Genomic DNA, 16,124 nt, shown 5'->3' on the forward strand with positions numbered 1-16,124 from the left:
GCGGGCCTGCGGTCACGCGGCGCGGCAGCCGCGCGACCACGGCCGATAATCCCTTGCAGCAGAGAACGACGTTTCACGTGAAACACGATGCCAGCGTCGCGCCCGATTAAGCCGCAACACTCCGTCTTGTGGCGTTTCGATGATGCTTTTGCAATTCGCCCTTTTGTGATGGCGCGGGCGACACGCCCACCTCATCTGCGCCGGCCTGCACACCTCCGGCATCAGGGCATCAGCGCCGGCGGCCCCTCGACCCACGACTGACGCGTGCAGCCTTCGCCCGCTTGGCCGCAAAGCGCACCCCGCCCGGGCTCTCGCCCACCTCGACCCGCACCACCGTGGAGGGCGGATCCACGATCCCTTCGCCCACATGCACCACCGAGGTCTCCACCACACCGAGCTTGCTCAGCGCCGCACGAGCACCCTTGAGCTCTTCCTCCGCGGCGTCACCCTTGAGCGCCAGCATCTCGCCATAGGGCCGGAGCAGGGGAACGCCCCAGCCGGCCAGACGATCGAGCGGAGCGACGGCCCGCGCGGTCACCACATGCACCTGAGGAAGCTTGCCCATGACCTCCTCGGCCCGCCCCCGTACGACCGTGACATGGTCCAGCCCGAGCAGCTCGACGACCTCCTGAAGGAAGTTCGTACGCCGGAGCAGCGGCTCCAAGAGCGTGATCTTCAGATCCGGACGCACCAGGGCCAACGGAATACCGGGCAGCCCGGCCCCCGATCCCACATCGCAGACCGAGACGCCCTCGGGCACCACCTCGGAGAGCACTGCGCAGTTCAGCAGGTGCCGCTCCCACAGGCGCGGCACCTCGCGTGGGCCGATGAGGCCTCGCTTCACGCCTGCGTCGGCGAGCAGTTCGCCGTACCGCACGGCCTCGGGAAAGCGCTCACCGAATACCTCCTGCGCCGCTTTCGGCGCAGGAGGGAGCTCCGCTGCTGCCTCCGTCACGGGAACCGCCCTTCCTCTGGGACTGCTTTTCCTGCCGGGAACCCGGGATAGGCCCGGAATAACACAGAACGCTGACAAGTTTTGGCCCCGCCTGCGAGCAGACGGGGCCAAAGGCAACGGAAGCGCTGAGAGATCAGGCCGGGAGGACAACCACGCGGCGCTGCGGCTCCTCGCCCTCCGACTCGCTGCGCAGCCCCGCCGCGGCCACCGCGTCGTGGACGACCTTGCGCTCGAACGGCGTCATCGGGTCAAGCTTCACCGGCTCACCGGTGCCCTTGGCCTCCTCCGCCGCCTTCGCGCCGATCTCAGCGAGTTCCTCACGCTTACGCGCCCGGAAGCCGGCGATGTCCAGCATCAGACGGCTGCGGTCACCGGTCTCGCGGTGCACGGCCAGCCGGGTCAGCTCCTGCAGCGCCTCCAGCACCTCACCGTCCCGGCCCACCAGCTTCTGCAGATCACGGCTGGTCGAGTCGCTGATGATCGACACGGCGGCGCGGTCGGCCTCGACATCCATGTCGATGTCGCCGTCGAGGTCCGCGATGTCCAGCAGCCCCTCCAGGTAGTCGGCTGCGATCTCGCCTTCCTGCTCCAGGCGGGTCAGGGTGTCGGTGCCCTTGGTGGCAGGGTTCGTGTCCGTCACGAAAGGACTCCTTCTTACTTCTTGGACGGGTGCTTGGGACGCTGCTGGCCCTTGCGCTGTCCGGACTTGGTGTTGCGGGATCCGGAGGCGGAGCCGCCCTTCGCGGGGGTGCCGCCGTTCGCCTTGCTGTCCTGCGGGGCCTTCTTCTCCAGTGACTGCTTCTTCGAAGCATCCTGCCCGGAGCCGGCACGCGTACGACCCTGCGCGCCACCCGCGGCGCCGGTCGTGGTCTGCCGCTTGGACTTCGGCTGGCGCTTCGGCTGCTGGCGGTTCTGGCGCGCCTCCTCGGCAGCCTTCTTCGCCTCGACCTCGGCCGGGGCCTCCACGAGCTTGCCCTGGGCGCGCAGCCGCTCCTGGCGCTCCGTGAAGGCCTTGCTGCCCGGGGTGGGGTTACGACGGATGACGAACATCTGCTGGCCCATGGTCCACACGTTGGTGGTCAGCCAGTAGACGAGAACACCGACGGGGAAGTTGATACCGAAGACGGCGAACATGATGGGGAAGACGTACATCAGCATCTTCTGCTGCTGCATGAACGGCGTCTTCACCGTGAGGTCGACGTTCTTGGTCATCAGCTGGCGCTGCGTGTAGAACTGCGACGCAGACATCAGGACGATCATGATGACCGTGACGACGCGGACATCGGTCAGGGAAGCGCCGAGGCTCTCGATCTTCTCGGCGCTGTCCATGAACTTCGCGGCCAGCGGGGCACCGAAGATGTGCGCCTTGTTCGCGCTGTCCAGCAGCGACTGGTTGATGACACCGACGGTCTCGTTGTTCGCGATGTGGTTCAGGACCTGATACAGCGCGATGAAGAACGGCGACTGGGCCAGAATCGGGAGACAGCTCGAGAGCGGGTTGGTGCCCGTCTCCTTGTAGAGCTTCATCATCTCTTCGGACTGGCGCTGCTTGTCGCTCTTGTAGCGCTCCTGGATCGCCTTCATCTTCGGCTGGAGCGCCTGCATGTTCCGCGTCGACTTGATCTGCTTCACGAAGAGCGGGATCAGGCAGATACGGATCAGCACCACCAGCGAGACGATGGACAGACCCCACGCCGCGCCACTGTTCTTGTCGAAGATCAGGCTGTAGAACGAGTGGAACTGGACGATGATCCAGGAAACAGCGTAATAGAGAGGATTCAGGATCGTGTCCACGAATCAGGCTCCTTGGGCGTTGGGCTGAGTCTCGGGCTGGGCGACGGGCTCAGGGACGGTGGGCCCGCCCAGGCGGCTCCTCAGCCGCTGATGCCAAACCGGACGCTTCCGGGGAGGGACGTGGTCGACGCCACCGAGCGACCACGGGTTGCATCGCAGGATGCGCCAGGCGGTCAGCGCGGTCCCTTTCACCGCGCCGTGCCGATCGATGGCCGTATAGCCATAGTGCGAGCACGACGGGTAGTACTTGCAGACCGGGCCCAGCAGGGGGCTGATGGTCCACTGGTAGATCTTGATCAAAAGAAGCAGCGGGTACTTCACTGTGCGCTCCCTCCCGGGTCCCGTCCGGGGTTCCGGGGGCCCGCGGCGCAGCCGCTGTCGGTCGCAGCCCCTGGGGGATTGCAGCCTCTCGGCACCCCTCCCAGCAGCCGCTGAAGCGCGGCATCCAGGTCACGGGCCAGCTGATCGTGATCTGCGGTGCCCGCGCCGGGCAGGGCCCGTACGACAACCAGGCTACCGGCGGGCAGCCGGTCCAGCCGGTCGCGCATGAGATGGCGAAGCCGCCGCTTGACCCTGTTGCGGACGACGGCGACGCCTACGGCCTTGCTCACGACGAAACCCGCACGCGTCGGGGGAACGCATTCCCCCGCTGCGTGCGGGTCCGTTGCACCGCTACGAAAATGGACGACAAGGAGAGGGCGCCCGGCCCTGCGTCCTCGGCGTACCGCGGTCGCAAAGTCCTCGCGCCGCCTCAGCCGATGCTCGGTAGGCAGCACGTCATGGACCTTGGGTCAGGCTGCTCAGGCCGACAGGCGGGAGCGGCCCTTGCCACGACGGGTCGCGAGAATCGCGCGGCCGGCGCGGGTCCGCATGCGCAGACGGAAGCCGTGGGTCTTCGCGCGGCGGCGGTTGTTCGGCTGGAAGGTGCGCTTGCTCACTCGGGGGCTCCAGGAATGCTTGTTGTCTCAAACGAGACAGATGTGGGGCGTCGACTGGCTGTCACCGTGCGCCCACGAGTAGCTCGCAACGCCCGAGTGCACCGCTTCACGATCACCAGGAGCGCGATCTTTGCCCATCGGAGGCAGGCGGCAGCAGCCATCGACAACTCGACCTGGTCACGGTACGCGCGGCTGCGGCATCCGGTCAAACCGGCTCCTTGGCAGCACGACGCCCCCTTGTCAGGACACACTATGCACAGCCTGTGGACAACAACTTGAATCCCCAGGCCCGGCCCCTCTACCGTGGCTGAACTCCGATTCCTTCCCGCCCGTCCTGAGAATCACACATTCGTGGGACTGCTGAGAGAGCGTGCCCCGTGGCTGATGTACCTGCCGATCTTGCTGCAGTGTGGCCGCGCGTACTCGACCATCTCCTGCGAGCCGAGGCCGATGGCCTCAAGCCCAAGGACCAGGACTGGCTCAAGCGCACCCAGCCGCTGGCGCTGGTCGCCGACACCGCACTGCTCGCCGTCCCCAACGAATTCGCCAAGGGTGTGCTCGAAGGCCGGCTGGCGCCGCTGATCGGCGAAGCCCTCAGCCATGAGTGCGGACGGCCGATCCGAATCGCGATCACCGTTGACGACTCCTCCGAGGAGCCTCCGGCGCAGTCCGGGCCGCCCGCCGCTCAGCAGCACCAGCAGACACAGCACCAGTCGCCGCAGCAACAGCACTCACAGCCGCAGCAGCACCGGCAACACCAGTCGCCGCATCAGTCTCAGCAGCAGCACGATGCGTACGACGGCTACGACAACCGGCACGACGGACGGCAGGGCTACGGACGCCAGGGCGACGAGTTGCCCAGCGTCCGGCCCGCCTATCCCGATTACCAGCAGCAGCACCGGCCCGAGCCCGGAGCCTGGCCGCAGCACTCCAGCATGGGCCCCGGCCCGCGCGACGACTACGGCTGGCAGCAGCAGCACCTCGGCGGCTTCCCCGAGCGCGACCCGTACGCCTCCCCTCCGCCCTCCCACGTACAGCAGCACCAGCAGGCGCAGAACGACTACCGCTCGCAGGCCGCCGAGCGCTCCGGGCCACCGCAGCACTCCGACGGTTCGCGCTCGCCCTACGACCAGCCGCGCCGCGATCTCTCCGAGCATCAGCCGCCAGGGCGGTCCGGGCCCGGCACCGGGCTCCCCGCACCCAGTGGTGCGCCCAGCCCGCTCGCCGCGCAGCCCGCGCCCGCACCCGGGCCCGGTGAGCCGACGGCGCGGCTGAATCCCAAGTACCTCTTCGACACCTTCGTCATCGGTGCCTCGAACCGCTTCGCGCACGCCGCCGCGGTCGCCGTCGCCGAGGCCCCGGCCAAGGCGTACAACCCGCTGTTCATCTACGGCGAGTCCGGCCTGGGCAAGACCCACCTGCTGCATGCGATCGGGCACTATGCGCGGAGCCTGTACCCGGGCACCCGTGTGCGATATGTGAGCTCGGAGGAGTTCACCAACGAGTTCATCAACTCCATCCGCGACGGCAAGGCGGACGCATTCCGCAAGCGCTACCGCGACATGGACATCCTGCTCGTCGACGACATCCAGTTCCTGGCGAGCAAGGAGTCGACGCAGGAGGAGTTCTTCCACACCTTCAACACGCTGCACAACGCGAACAAGCAGATCGTGCTGTCCAGCGACCGGCCGCCCAAGCAGCTGGTCACCCTGGAGGACCGGCTGCGCAACCGCTTCGAGTGGGGCCTGATCACGGACGTCCAGCCGCCCGAGCTGGAGACCCGGATCGCGATCCTCCGCAAGAAGGCGGTACAGGAGCAGCTGAACGCGCCGCCCGAGGTGCTGGAGTTCATCGCCTCCCGGATCTCGCGCAACATCCGCGAGCTGGAGGGCGCGCTGATCCGGGTCACGGCGTTCGCGTCGCTCAACCGGCAGCCGGTGGACCTGGGGCTCACCGAGATCGTCCTCAAGGACCTGATCCCCGGTGGCGAGGACGCCGCACCGGAGATCACCGCGACCGCGATCATGGCGGCGACCGCCGACTACTTCGGGCTGACCATCGACGACCTGTGCGGGTCGTCGCGCAGCCGGGTGCTGGTGACGGCCCGCCAGATCGCCATGTATCTGTGCCGCGAGCTGACCGACCTCTCGTTGCCGAAGATCGGCGCGCAGTTCGGCGGCCGGGACCATACGACCGTGATGCACGCCGACCGCAAGATCCGCGCGCTGATGGCCGAGCGGCGCTCCATCTACAACCAGGTCACCGAGCTCACCAACCGCATCAAGAACGGCTGACGGCCGGCCACGCCGACGTCGCCACCGCAGGCGCCCAGGGCGCTCCGGGACGCGCTCCCGGGGCGCCCTTCGCCATATGGGGACGTACGGAGACGGCGTTGCACGGAGACGGCGTTCTCCGGGACGCGACGGAGGCGGCGGGCGGCTCGGGCCGCCTCACGAAGCCACCTGACGACAACGCCGCGAAACCTCAGCGGCCTCTCTGGGACCTCTCGGGGACCTCGTTCGCCCGCTCCCAGCCCACTGCGCCGCCATCCCAAACCTGTGGCACGCACCGGCGTTGTTCGAATCCGTGGCCGGTCACGGCCTCTCTCCACAGATTGGGCAAGATTCTTCCGTCCACACCCTGGGGACTGCAAAGTTATCCCTGTGGGATCCACAGGCCGGTGTGCTGACGGGGCATCGGACGAGGTCAGCCGTGTGTGGATTTGTGGCCAACTCGAATCCACAGGCTGTGGATGAAGGCTTCGTCCACAGGAGGGGGTTCGCCTTGTCCACCGGCTGCCCACAGAAGAGCCGGTGTTGTCCCCAGCTTCTCCACACCCCTGTCCACTGTTCGGCAACGCGACACCCCTCCTCACCGCGCCGAGTGAAAGCGGTCACACGAAGGTGATGGGTTGGGCTGTGGGGAACGTGGGTAAACCTGGGGACGGCACTGGGGAGAAGTACCCCTGCCCTGTGCATCGGGTGTGCAGAACTTTGGGCGGTCCACAGAACCCCCGGCTTATCCACTGCCGCCACCCACAGGGCCGGTGGACAAAAAATCCGTGTTGACCTGCGCAAAAGCAGTTGTCCACGGTTTCCACAGCCCCTACTACTACGACCACGGATATCTACCGGGGAACTCGTTTCGAAACGGGGCCTGTGCACAAGTTGGCCGGCCGGTGTCCGGCCTCCGTCGAGCCGACTTGACCCCGAGCCGCACCGACTGTCGGTGGCGTACGTCAGACTGGTCTCCGGCGAATCAGCCACGAGAAGGCCAGCAGGGCGAGAGCCAGCAACAGCAGGAGGCGGTTTCCGGTGAAGATCCGGGTGGAGCGCGATGTACTCGCGGAGGCAGTGGCCTGGGCGGCCAAGAGCCTCCCGGCCCGTCCGCCGGTGCCCGTCCTCGCGGGCCTGCTGCTGAAGGCGGAGGAGGGCGTGCTGAGCCTCTCCGGCTTCGACTACGAGGTCTCGGCGCGGGTCTCCGTGGAAGCCGAGGTGGAGGAAGAGGGCACCGTCCTCGTCTCCGGCCGGCTGCTCGCCGACATCTGCCGCGCGCTCCCCAACCGCCCGGTGGAGATTTCCACCGACGGTGTACGGGTGACCGTCGTCTGCGGCTCCTCCCGGTTCACACTCCACACCCTGCCTGTGGAGGAGTACCCCTCGCTGCCGACCATGCCCACCGCCACCGGCACCGTCCCCGGTGAGGTCTTCGCCGCGGCCGCCGCCCAGGTCGCCATCGCCGCCGGCCGCGACGACACGCTCCCGGTGCTCACCGGCGTACGGATCGAGATCGAGGGCGACACGGTCACCCTGGCCTCCACCGACCGCTACCGCTTCGCGGTGCGTGAGTTCCTCTGGAAGCCGGAGAGCCCGGACGCCTCCGCGGTCGCGCTGGTCCCCGCCAAGACGCTGCTGGACACCGCCAAGTCGCTGAGCAGCGGCGACACGGTCACGCTGGCGCTGTCCGGCTCCGGTGCGGGCGAGGGGCTGATCGGTTTTGAGGGCGCCGGGCGGCGTACGACGACGCGTCTGCTGGAAGGCGACCTGCCGAAGTACCGCACGCTGTTCCCGACCGAGTTCAATTCGGTCGCCGTGATCGAGACCGCGCCGTTCGTCGAGGCCGTCAAGCGTGTGGCGCTGGTGGCCGAGCGGAACACGCCGGTCCGGCTGAGCTTCGAGCAGGGCGTGCTGATCCTGGAGGCCGGCTCCAGCGACGATGCACAGGCTGTGGAGCGGGTGGACGCCGATCTCGACGGCGACGACATCTCGATCGCCTTCAACCCCGGCTTCCTGCTGGAGGGTCTGTCCGCCATCGACTCCCCGGTGGCGCAGCTGTCCTTCACGACCTCGACCAAGCCCGCGCTGCTGAGCGGTCGGCCGGCCAAGGACGCCGAGGCGGACGACGCCTACAAGTACCTGATCATGCCGGTGCGGCTCAGCGGCTGAGCGGCGGCTGGGTGCGCGAGGGTCGCCCCTCGCAAGATCGCAGTATGCCGGTGCGGCTCAGCGGCTGACCTGGGCTGCGGCCGGCCGGCTGACGCCTTCGTGGCAACCGGCTGACCAGCTCTTACCCGACCCTCCTGATGAGCGCCTGAGCCCACAGGTGTGCACGCACCTGCGGGCGTAGGCTCGGACTCGGGTACAGCAACGACTATGTGCAAAGAGGGTCTCTGATGGAGCTCGGTCTCGTCGGTCTCGGCAAGATGGGCGGCAATATGCGCGAGCGTATTCGCCGCGCCGGCCACACCGTCATCGGATACGACCGCAACCCGGACCTGGCCGATGTGGACAGCCTCCAGGAGCTGGTGGAAAAGCTCCGGGGTCCGCGGGTCGTCTGGGTCATGGTGCCGGCCGGTGCCGCCACCCAGTCGACGATCGATGAGCTGGCCGAGCTGCTTTCGCCCGGCGACATCGTCGTGGACGGCGGCAACTCCCGCTGGACCGACGACGAGAAGCACGCCGAGGAGCTGAAGGCCAAGGGCATCGGCTTCGTCGACTGCGGTGTCTCCGGTGGCGTCTGGGGCCTGGAGAACGGCTATGCGCTGATGTACGGCGGCGACAAGGACGACGTCGCCAAGGTGCAGCCGGTCTTCGACGCGCTCAAGCCCGAGGGCGAGTTCGGCTCGGTGCACGCGGGCAAGGTGGGCGCCGGCCACTTCGCGAAGATGGTCCACAACGGCATCGAGTACGCCATGATGCAGGCGTTCGCCGAGGGCTGGGAGCTGCTGGAAAAGGTCGACTCCGTCACCGATGTGCGCGAGATCTTCCGCTCCTGGCAGGAGGGCACGGTCATCCGCTCCTGGCTGCTCGACCTGGCGGTCAACGCGCTGGACGACGACGAGCACCTGGAGAAGCTGCGTGGCTTCGCCGCCGACTCCGGTGAGGGTCGCTGGACGGTCGAGGCCGCGATCGACAACGCCGTGCCGCTGCCCGCGATCACGGCCTCGCTCTTCGCCCGCTTCGCGTCCCGTCAGGACGACTCGCCGCAGATGAAGATGATCGCCGCGCTGCGCAACCAGTTCGGCGGCCACGCGGTCGAGAGCAAGAAGTAACACCCGCAGGGAAAGCACGGAACAACAGCCGGGGGAGGTCGGCGCACCGCCATGCACGTATCGCATCTGTCGCTCGCCGACTTCCGCTCGTACGCCCGGGTCGAGGTCCCGCTCGACCCGGGCGTCACGGCTTTTGTCGGCCCGAACGGGCAGGGCAAGACCAATCTGGTCGAGGCCGTCGGCTATCTCGCGACCCTTGGTAGCCACCGAGTCTCCTCGGACGCCCCGCTGGTGCGGATGGGCGCCGACCGGGCGGTCATCCGGGCCGCGGTGGTGCAGGGCGAGCGGCAGCAGCTGGTGGAGCTGGAGCTCAATCCCGGCAAGGCGAACCGCGCCAGGATCAACCGGTCGTCGCAGGTCAGGCCGCGGGATGTGCTGGGGATCGTACGGACGGTGCTGTTCGCGCCGGAGGATCTGGCGCTGGTCAAGGGGGACCCCGGTGAGCGCCGGCGATTCCTGGACGAGCTGATCACCGCGCGTGCGCCGCGGATGGCCGGGGTGCGTTCCGATTACGACCGCGTTCTCAAGCAGCGGAACACCCTGTTGAAGACGGCGGCGCTGGCGCGGCGGCACGGCGGGCGTCAGATGGACCTGTCCACACTTGATGTATGGGATCAGCATCTGGCGCGCGCGGGCGCCGAGTTGCTGGCGCAGCGGCTCGATCTGATCGCCGCGTTGCAGCCGCTGGCGGACAAGGCGTATGAGCAGCTGGCGCCGGGCGGCGGGCCGCTGGCGCTGGAGTACCGCGGGTCGGCGGGTGAGGCGATGGCCGCCGCGTCGACGCGTGAGGAGTTGTACGGCGTCCTGGTGGCGGCGCTCGGGGAGGCCCGGAAGGGCGAGATCGAGCGTGGTGTGACGCTGGTCGGTCCGCATCGCGACGATCTGGTGCTGAAGCTGGGGCAGCTGCCGGCAAAGGGGTACGCCAGTCACGGCGAGTCCTGGTCGTATGCGCTGGCGCTGCGGCTGGCGTCGTACGACCTGCTGCGGTCCGAGGGCAATGAGCCGGTGCTCGTCCTCGACGATGTTTTCGCGGAGTTGGACGCGCGGCGCCGGGAGCGGCTGGCGGAGCTGGTGGCGCCGGGTGAGCAGGTGCTGGTGACGGCGGCGGTGGACGACGATGTGCCGGGGGTGCTGGCGGGGGCGCGTTATGCGGTCGCGGACGGTGCCGTGACGAAGGTACGGCCGTGACGAAGGCCCACCCGTGAGCGGCGAGCAGCTACCGGAACGCCCCGGAGAGGGTGCCGCTCGGCCCGACCAGCCCAAACCGCCGGAGCTCTCCGGTGTGGATCTCGCCCGTCAGGCGCTGGTGGCCGCCAAGGAGCAGGCGCGGGCGCGGGGCGCGGCCGCGCAGCAGAAGAAGCAGGCGCGGCGCGGCGGGCTGCGTTCGGGTGCGCGGGCGGACGGCCGCGATCCGCTGCCGCTGGGTGCGGCGATCAACCGGCTGATCACGGAGCGCGGCTGGGAGACCCCGGCGGCGGTCGGCGGGGTGATGGGGCGCTGGCCGCAGATGGTGGGGCCGGAGGTGGCGCAGCACTGCGAGCCGCAGAAGTACGACGAGGACGCCCGGGTGCTGACGGTGCAGTGCGATTCGACGGCGTGGGCGACGCAGCTGCGGCTGCTGGCGCCGCAGCTGGTGGCGCGGCTGAACCAGGACCTGGGGCAGGGCACCGTCAAGCTGATCAAGGTGCTGGGGCCCGGTGGTCCCGGGCGGCGTTATGGCCCGCTTCGGGCGCCCGGCAGCAAGGGCCCGGGCGATACGTACGGCTGATCGGTACGGCGGATACGGCTGCCCTTGCCACTCCTGGCGCGGGTGTGACGTATGAGACTCCGCTCACGGTAGCCGGCGGTTGACAGCCCGAAGCGCTGAGTGCCCGTGTGAGCGTCCTGAGGCCCCTTCTCGGATATGGGGAGTCGGCGGACGTCAGTTCAGGGCGGCACGTGACGACTCAGGCACCTGCAAACCCCCATGAGTGTCAGTGCTACCGGTAGACTGGTAGCAATCCCGCCCACTCGCGGAATATGTCGAACGACGCAGCCGCTCCCGCCTGTCTTCCTGGGGTGATTCCCGCAGGCGCGGAAGGGCTCGTGCTGTGCCAGAAAGGGCGCTTCGTGGCCGACTCCGGCGACCTCAACGAGAACATCACGGCTTCTACTGAAGAGGGGGTTCCGGCCGGCGCCATGAGCGACTCCTCGGCGGAGAAGTCGTACGACGCCAGCGCGATCACCGTCCTCGAAGGCCTGGACGCGGTTCGCAAGCGCCCCGGCATGTACATCGGCTCGACGGGTGAGCGCGGTCTGCACCACCTTGTGCAGGAGGTCGTCGACAACTCCGTCGACGAGGCGATGGCCGGCCATGCCGACACGATCGACGTGACGATCCTGGCCGACGGCGGCGTCCGCGTCGTCGACAACGGCCGCGGTATCCCGGTCGGCATCGTGCCGTCGGAGAACAAGCCGGCCGTCGAGGTCGTGATGACGGTGCTGCACGCCGGCGGTAAGTTCGGCGGCGGCGGCTACGCGGTCTCCGGTGGTCTGCACGGCGTGGGTGTCTCCGTCGTGAACGCGCTGTCGCAGCGGGTGGCGGTCGAGGTCCGCACGGACGGCTACCGCTGGACACAGGAGTACAAGCTCGGTGTGCCGACCGCGCCGCTCGCCAAGCAGGAGGCGACGGATGAGTCCGGCACCTCGGTGACGTTCTGGGCCGACGGCGACATCTTCGAGACCACCGAGTACAGCTTCGAGACGCTGTCCCGGCGCTTCCAGGAGATGGCGTTCCTCAACAAGGGTCTGACGATCGCGCTGACGGACGAGCGCGCGGACCATGTGGACGAGGAGGGCAAGCCCCTCTCGGTGCGCTATCACTACGAGGGCGGCATCGTCGACTTCGTGAAGTACCTGAACTCCCGCAAGGGTGAGCTGGTGCATCCCACGGTCATCGACGTGGAGGCCGAGGACAAGGAGCGGATGCTCTCGGTCGAGATCGCGATGCAGTGGAACACCCAGTACAGCGAGGGTGTCTACAGCTTCGCGAACACCATCCACACGCACGAGGGCGGTACGCACGAGGAGGGCTTCCGGGCTGCGCTGACGGGGCTGATCAACCGCTACGCCCGCGACAAGAAGCTGTTGCGCGAGAAGGACGACAACCTCACGGGTGAGGACATCCGCGAGGGTCTGACGGCGATCATCTCGATCAAGCTCGGCGAGCCGCAGTTCGAGGGTCAGACGAAGACGAAGCTTGGCAACACCGAGGCGAAGACCTTTGTGCAGAAGGTCGTCCACGAGTACCTCACGGACTGGCTCGACCGTAACCCCAACGAGGCCGCGGACATCATCCGCAAGGGGATCCAGGCGGCGACGGCCCGGGTCGCGGCCCGTAAGGCGCGCGATCTGACCCGTCGCAAGGGGCTGCTGGAGACGGCGTCGCTGCCCGGCAAGCTGAGCGACTGCCAGTCCAACGACCCGACGAAGTGCGAGATCTTCATCGTCGAGGGTGACTCCGCCGGCGGCTCGGCCAAGTCCGGCCGTAACCCGGAGTTCCAGGCGATCCTGCCGATCCGAGGCAAGATCCTCAACGTCGAGAAGGCACGGGTCGACAAGATCCTGCAGAACAACGAGGTCCAGGCGCTGATCTCGGCGTTCGGCACGGGTGTGCATGAGGACTTCGACATCGAGAAGCTCCGCTATCACAAGATCATCCTGATGGCGGACGCCGATGTCGACGGTCAGCACATCAACACCCTGTTGCTCACGTTCCTGTTCCGCTTCATGCGGCCGCTCGTCGAGGCCGGGCACGTCTACCTCTCCCGCCCGCCGCTGTACAAGATCAAGTGGGGTCGGGACGACTTCGAGTACGCCTACTCCGACGCGGAGCGGGACGCGCTGGTCGAGCTCGGCAAGCAGAACGGCAAGCGGATCCGCGAGGACTCGATCCAGCGGTTCAAGGGTCTCGGTGAGATGAACGCCGAGGAGCTGCGGGTGACGACCATGGACATCGACCATCGCGTCCTCGGCCAGGTCTCGCTGGACGACGCGGCCCGCGCCGACGACCTGTTCTCGGTGCTCATGGGTGAGGACGTCGAGGCACGCCGCTCGTTCATCCAGCGCAACGCCAAGGACGTCCGCTTCCTCGACATCTGAGCCCTGTCGGCCCTTACAACAGCCGCAGCTCGAAAGGACTTTGAACCACCATGGCCGACGAGAACCCCCCTGTGACCCCGGACGGTGTGACCGCCGAGGGCGCGCCCGCCGCCATTGAAGGCGTCGGGATGCGCGTCGAGCCCGTCGGGCTCGAAACGGAGATGCAGCGCTCCTACCTCGACTACGCGATGTCCGTCATCGTCTCGCGTGCGCTGCCGGACGTACGGGACGGCCTCAAGCCCGTCCACCGCCGGGTGCTGTACGCGATGTACGACGGCGGCTACCGCCCCGAGAAGGGCTTCTACAAGTGCGCCCGCGTCGTCGGCGACGTCATGGGTACGTACCACCCGCACGGCGACTCCTCGATCTACGACGCCCTGGTGCGCCTGGCGCAGCCGTGGTCGATGCGGATGCCGCTGGTGGACTCCAACGGCAACTTCGGCTCCCCGGGCAACGACCCGGCGGCCGCCATGCGGTACACCGAGTGCAAGATGAAGTCGCTGTCGATGGAGATGCTCCGCGACATCGACGAGGAGACCGTCGACTTCCAGGACAACTACGACGGCCGCAACCAGGAGCCGACGGTCCTGCCGGCGCGCTTCCCCAACCTGCTGATCAACGGTTCGGCCGGTATCGCGGTCGGTATGGCCACGAACATCCCGCCGCACAACCTGCGTGAGGTCGCGGACGGTGCGCAGTGGGCGCTGGCCCACCCGGAGGCATCCAACGAGGAGCTGCTGGATGCGCTCGTCGAGCGCATCAAGGGCCCGGACTTCCCCACCGGCGCGCTGGTGGTGGGCCGCAAGGGCATCGAGGAGGCGTATCGCACCGGCCGCGGCTCCATCACGATGCGCGCCGTGGTCGCGGTCGAGGAGATCCAGAACCGCCAGTGCCTGGTGGTCACCGAGCTGCCGTACCAGACCAACCCGGACAACCTCGCGCAGAAGATCGCCGACCTGGTGAAGGACGGCAAGATCGGCGGTATCGCGGACGTCCGCGACGAGACGTCCTCGCGTACGGGTCAGCGGCTGGTCATCGTGCTCAAGCGGGACGCGGTCGCCAAGGTCGTGCTCAACAACCTGTACAAGCACACCGACCTGCAGACCAACTTCGGCGCGAACATGCTCGCCCTGGTGGACGGTGTGCCGCGCACCCTCTCCCTGGACGCGTTCATCCGCAACTGGGTCAACCACCAGGTCGAGGTCATCGTCCGGCGGACGAAGTTCCGGCTGCGCAAGGCCGAGGAGCGGGCGCACATCCTGCGCGGTCTGCTCAAGGCGCTGGACGCGATCGACGAGGTCATCGCGCTGATCCGGCGCAGTGAGACGGTCGATGTGGCACGCGAGGGCCTGATGGGCCTGCTGACGATCGACGAGATCCAGGCGAACGCGATCCTGGAGATGCAGCTGCGCCGGCTGGCCGCCCTGGAGCGCCAGAAGATCACCGCCGAGCACGACGAGCTGCAGCGGAAGATCAACGAGTACAACGCGATCCTGGCCTCCCCGGAGCGGCAGCGGCAGATCATCAGCGAGGAACTCGCCGCGATTGTCGAGAAGTTCGGCGACGACCGGCGCAGCAAGCTGGTGCCCTTCGAGGGCGACATGTCCATCGAGGACCTGATCGCCGAGGAGGACATCGTCGTCACGATCTCGCGTGGCGGCTACGTGAAGCGGACGAAGACCGACGACTACCGCTCGCAGAAGCGCGGCGGCAAGGGCGTGCGCGGCACGAAGCTGAAGGAAGACGACATCGTCGACCACTTCTTCGTCTCCACGACCCACCACTGGCTGCTGTTCTTCACCAACAAGGGTCGTGTCTACCGCGCGAAGGCGTACGAGCTGCCCGACGCGGGCCGCGATGCGCGGGGTCAGCATGTGGCCAACCTGCTCGCCTTCCAACCGGATGAGCAGATCGCGCAGATCCTGGCGATCCGTGACTACGAAGCCATGCCGTATCTGGTGCTCGCCACCAAGGGCGGCCTGGTGAAGAAGACGCCGCTCAAGGACTACGACTCGCCGCGTTCCGGTGGTGTGATCGCGATCAACCTGCGCGAGCAGGAGGACGGCACGGACGATGAGCTGATCGGTGCCGAGCTGGTGTCGGAGACCGACGATCTGCTGCTGATCAGCAAGAAGGCGCAGTCGATCCGCTTCACCGCGACGGACGAGGCACTGCGGCCGATGGGCCGGGCGACGTCCGGGGTGAAGGGCATGAGCTTCCGCGAGGGCGATGAGCTGCTGTCCATGAACGTGGTGCGCGCGGGGACGTTCGTGTTCACCGCCACCGACGGCGGCTACGCCAAGCGGACGCCGGTCGACGAGTACCGTGTCCAGGGCCGCGGCGGGCTGGGCATCAAGGCCGCCAAGATCGTGGAGGACCGGGGTTCGCTGGTCGGCGCGCTGGTGGTCGAGCAGACCGACGAGATTCTCGCGATCACGCTGAGCGGTGGCGTGATCCGTACGCGGGTCAACGAGGTCCGGGAGACCGGCCGTGACACCATGGGCGTCCAACTGATCAACCTGGGCAAGCGGGATGCCGTGGTCGGCATCGCACGGAACGCCGAGGCCGGTCGTGAGGCCGAAGAGGTGGACGGGGCCGAGGGGCCTGACGAGACTGATGCGGCCGAGGGGATCGAGCCCACGGCGGCCGAGGGCGAGCAGCCCGCGGCGGAGTAGCACGAGGAGTAGGTCGTGAGTGGAGCCACGGGCGCTGCGGCGGGTGGACCGGGAGACAGGAAGAGTCCCCC

At 67.9% G+C, this 16,124-nt stretch carries 13 protein-coding genes; 7 read left to right on the forward strand and 6 right to left on the reverse strand.

The window, feature by feature from the left end; genetic code table 11:
• Positions 1 to 229: 229 nt before the first annotated feature.
• From rsmG to rpmH, 6 genes are all read right to left on the reverse strand, one after another.
• Positions 230 to 955, reverse strand: coding sequence for a 16S rRNA (guanine(527)-N(7))-methyltransferase RsmG (gene rsmG, locus AB0I10_RS10615; RefSeq protein ID WP_363152000.1), 726 nt, complete (start codon positions 953 to 955; stop codon positions 230 to 232).
• Positions 956 to 1,088: 133 nt separating this feature from the next.
• Positions 1,089 to 1,595 carry a R3H domain-containing nucleic acid-binding protein gene (locus AB0I10_RS10620; RefSeq protein ID WP_363152001.1) on the reverse strand — a complete coding sequence of 169 codons (507 nt, stop codon included), beginning with the start codon at positions 1,593 to 1,595 and terminating at the stop codon, positions 1,089 to 1,091.
• A gap of 14 nt (positions 1,596 to 1,609) precedes the next feature.
• A complete protein-coding gene (gene yidC / locus AB0I10_RS10625; RefSeq protein ID WP_363152002.1) occupies positions 1,610 to 2,749 on the reverse strand; it encodes a membrane protein insertase YidC in 1,140 nt (379 codons plus the stop codon).
• A gap of 3 nt (positions 2,750 to 2,752) precedes the next feature.
• Complete coding sequence (yidD, locus tag AB0I10_RS10630) at positions 2,753 to 3,070, reverse strand: membrane protein insertion efficiency factor YidD (RefSeq protein ID WP_006604423.1); 318 nt, start codon at positions 3,068 to 3,070, stop codon at positions 2,753 to 2,755.
• Positions 3,067 to 3,525: a ribonuclease P protein component gene (gene rnpA, locus AB0I10_RS10635; protein WP_363152003.1), complete on the reverse strand. Its 459-nt coding sequence runs from the start codon at positions 3,523 to 3,525 to the stop codon at positions 3,067 to 3,069. Before rnpA ends, yidD begins: the two co-directional genes overlap by 4 nt.
• Positions 3,526 to 3,549: 24 nt before the next feature.
• A complete protein-coding gene (gene rpmH, locus AB0I10_RS10640; RefSeq protein WP_030990579.1) occupies positions 3,550 to 3,687 on the reverse strand; it encodes a 50S ribosomal protein L34 in 138 nt (45 codons plus the stop codon).
• 377 nt (positions 3,688 to 4,064) lie between these two features.
• Here rpmH and dnaA point away from each other — a divergent pair, with 377 nt between their 5' ends.
• The 7 genes from dnaA to gyrA all read left to right on the forward strand — a co-directional run bounded on the left by dnaA (position 4,065) and on the right by gyrA (position 16,053).
• Positions 4,065 to 5,981 (forward strand): chromosomal replication initiator protein DnaA, encoded by a 1,917-nt coding sequence (gene dnaA, locus AB0I10_RS10645; protein ID WP_363152005.1) that lies wholly within the window; start codon positions 4,065 to 4,067, stop codon positions 5,979 to 5,981.
• 1,020 nt (positions 5,982 to 7,001) lie between these two features.
• Positions 7,002 to 8,132: a DNA polymerase III subunit beta gene (dnaN, locus tag AB0I10_RS10650; protein ID WP_363152006.1), complete on the forward strand. Its 1,131-nt coding sequence runs from the start codon at positions 7,002 to 7,004 to the stop codon at positions 8,130 to 8,132.
• Between the two features lie 227 nt (positions 8,133 to 8,359).
• Positions 8,360 to 9,238, forward strand: coding sequence for a phosphogluconate dehydrogenase (NAD(+)-dependent, decarboxylating) (gnd, locus tag AB0I10_RS10655; RefSeq protein ID WP_363152007.1), 879 nt, complete (start codon positions 8,360 to 8,362; stop codon positions 9,236 to 9,238).
• A gap of 51 nt (positions 9,239 to 9,289) precedes the next feature.
• On the forward strand, positions 9,290 to 10,426 hold the full coding sequence (gene recF / locus AB0I10_RS10660) for a DNA replication/repair protein RecF (RefSeq protein WP_363152008.1): 1,137 nt from the start codon (positions 9,290 to 9,292) through the stop codon (positions 10,424 to 10,426).
• Positions 10,427 to 10,439: 13 nt separating this feature from the next.
• Positions 10,440 to 11,006 carry a DciA family protein gene (locus tag AB0I10_RS10665; protein ID WP_363152009.1) on the forward strand — a complete coding sequence of 189 codons (567 nt, stop codon included), beginning with the start codon at positions 10,440 to 10,442 and terminating at the stop codon, positions 11,004 to 11,006.
• Between the two features lie 317 nt (positions 11,007 to 11,323).
• On the forward strand, positions 11,324 to 13,378 hold the full coding sequence (gene gyrB / locus AB0I10_RS10670; RefSeq protein ID WP_363152011.1) for a DNA topoisomerase (ATP-hydrolyzing) subunit B: 2,055 nt from the start codon (positions 11,324 to 11,326) through the stop codon (positions 13,376 to 13,378).
• Positions 13,379 to 13,428: 50 nt separating this feature from the next.
• On the forward strand, positions 13,429 to 16,053 hold the full coding sequence (gene gyrA / locus AB0I10_RS10675) for a DNA gyrase subunit A (protein WP_363152012.1): 2,625 nt from the start codon (positions 13,429 to 13,431) through the stop codon (positions 16,051 to 16,053).
• Positions 16,054 to 16,124 lie beyond the last annotated feature (71 nt).

This window comes from Streptomyces sp. NPDC050636 (genome assembly GCF_040654775.1).
Classification (GTDB): domain Bacteria; phylum Actinomycetota; class Actinomycetes; order Streptomycetales; family Streptomycetaceae; genus Streptomyces.

What these genes read in the sequence shown, in the direction of transcription:
- recF (WP_363152008.1), top strand. Translation starts at nt 9,290, where the DNA reads ATGCACGTATCGCATCTGTCGCTCGCCGACTTCCGCTCGTACGCCCGG.
- gyrA (WP_363152012.1), top strand. Translation starts at nt 13,429, where the DNA reads ATGGCCGACGAGAACCCCCCTGTGACCCCGGACGGTGTGACCGCCGAG.
- gnd (WP_363152007.1), top strand. Translation starts at nt 8,360, where the DNA reads ATGGAGCTCGGTCTCGTCGGTCTCGGCAAGATGGGCGGCAATATGCGC.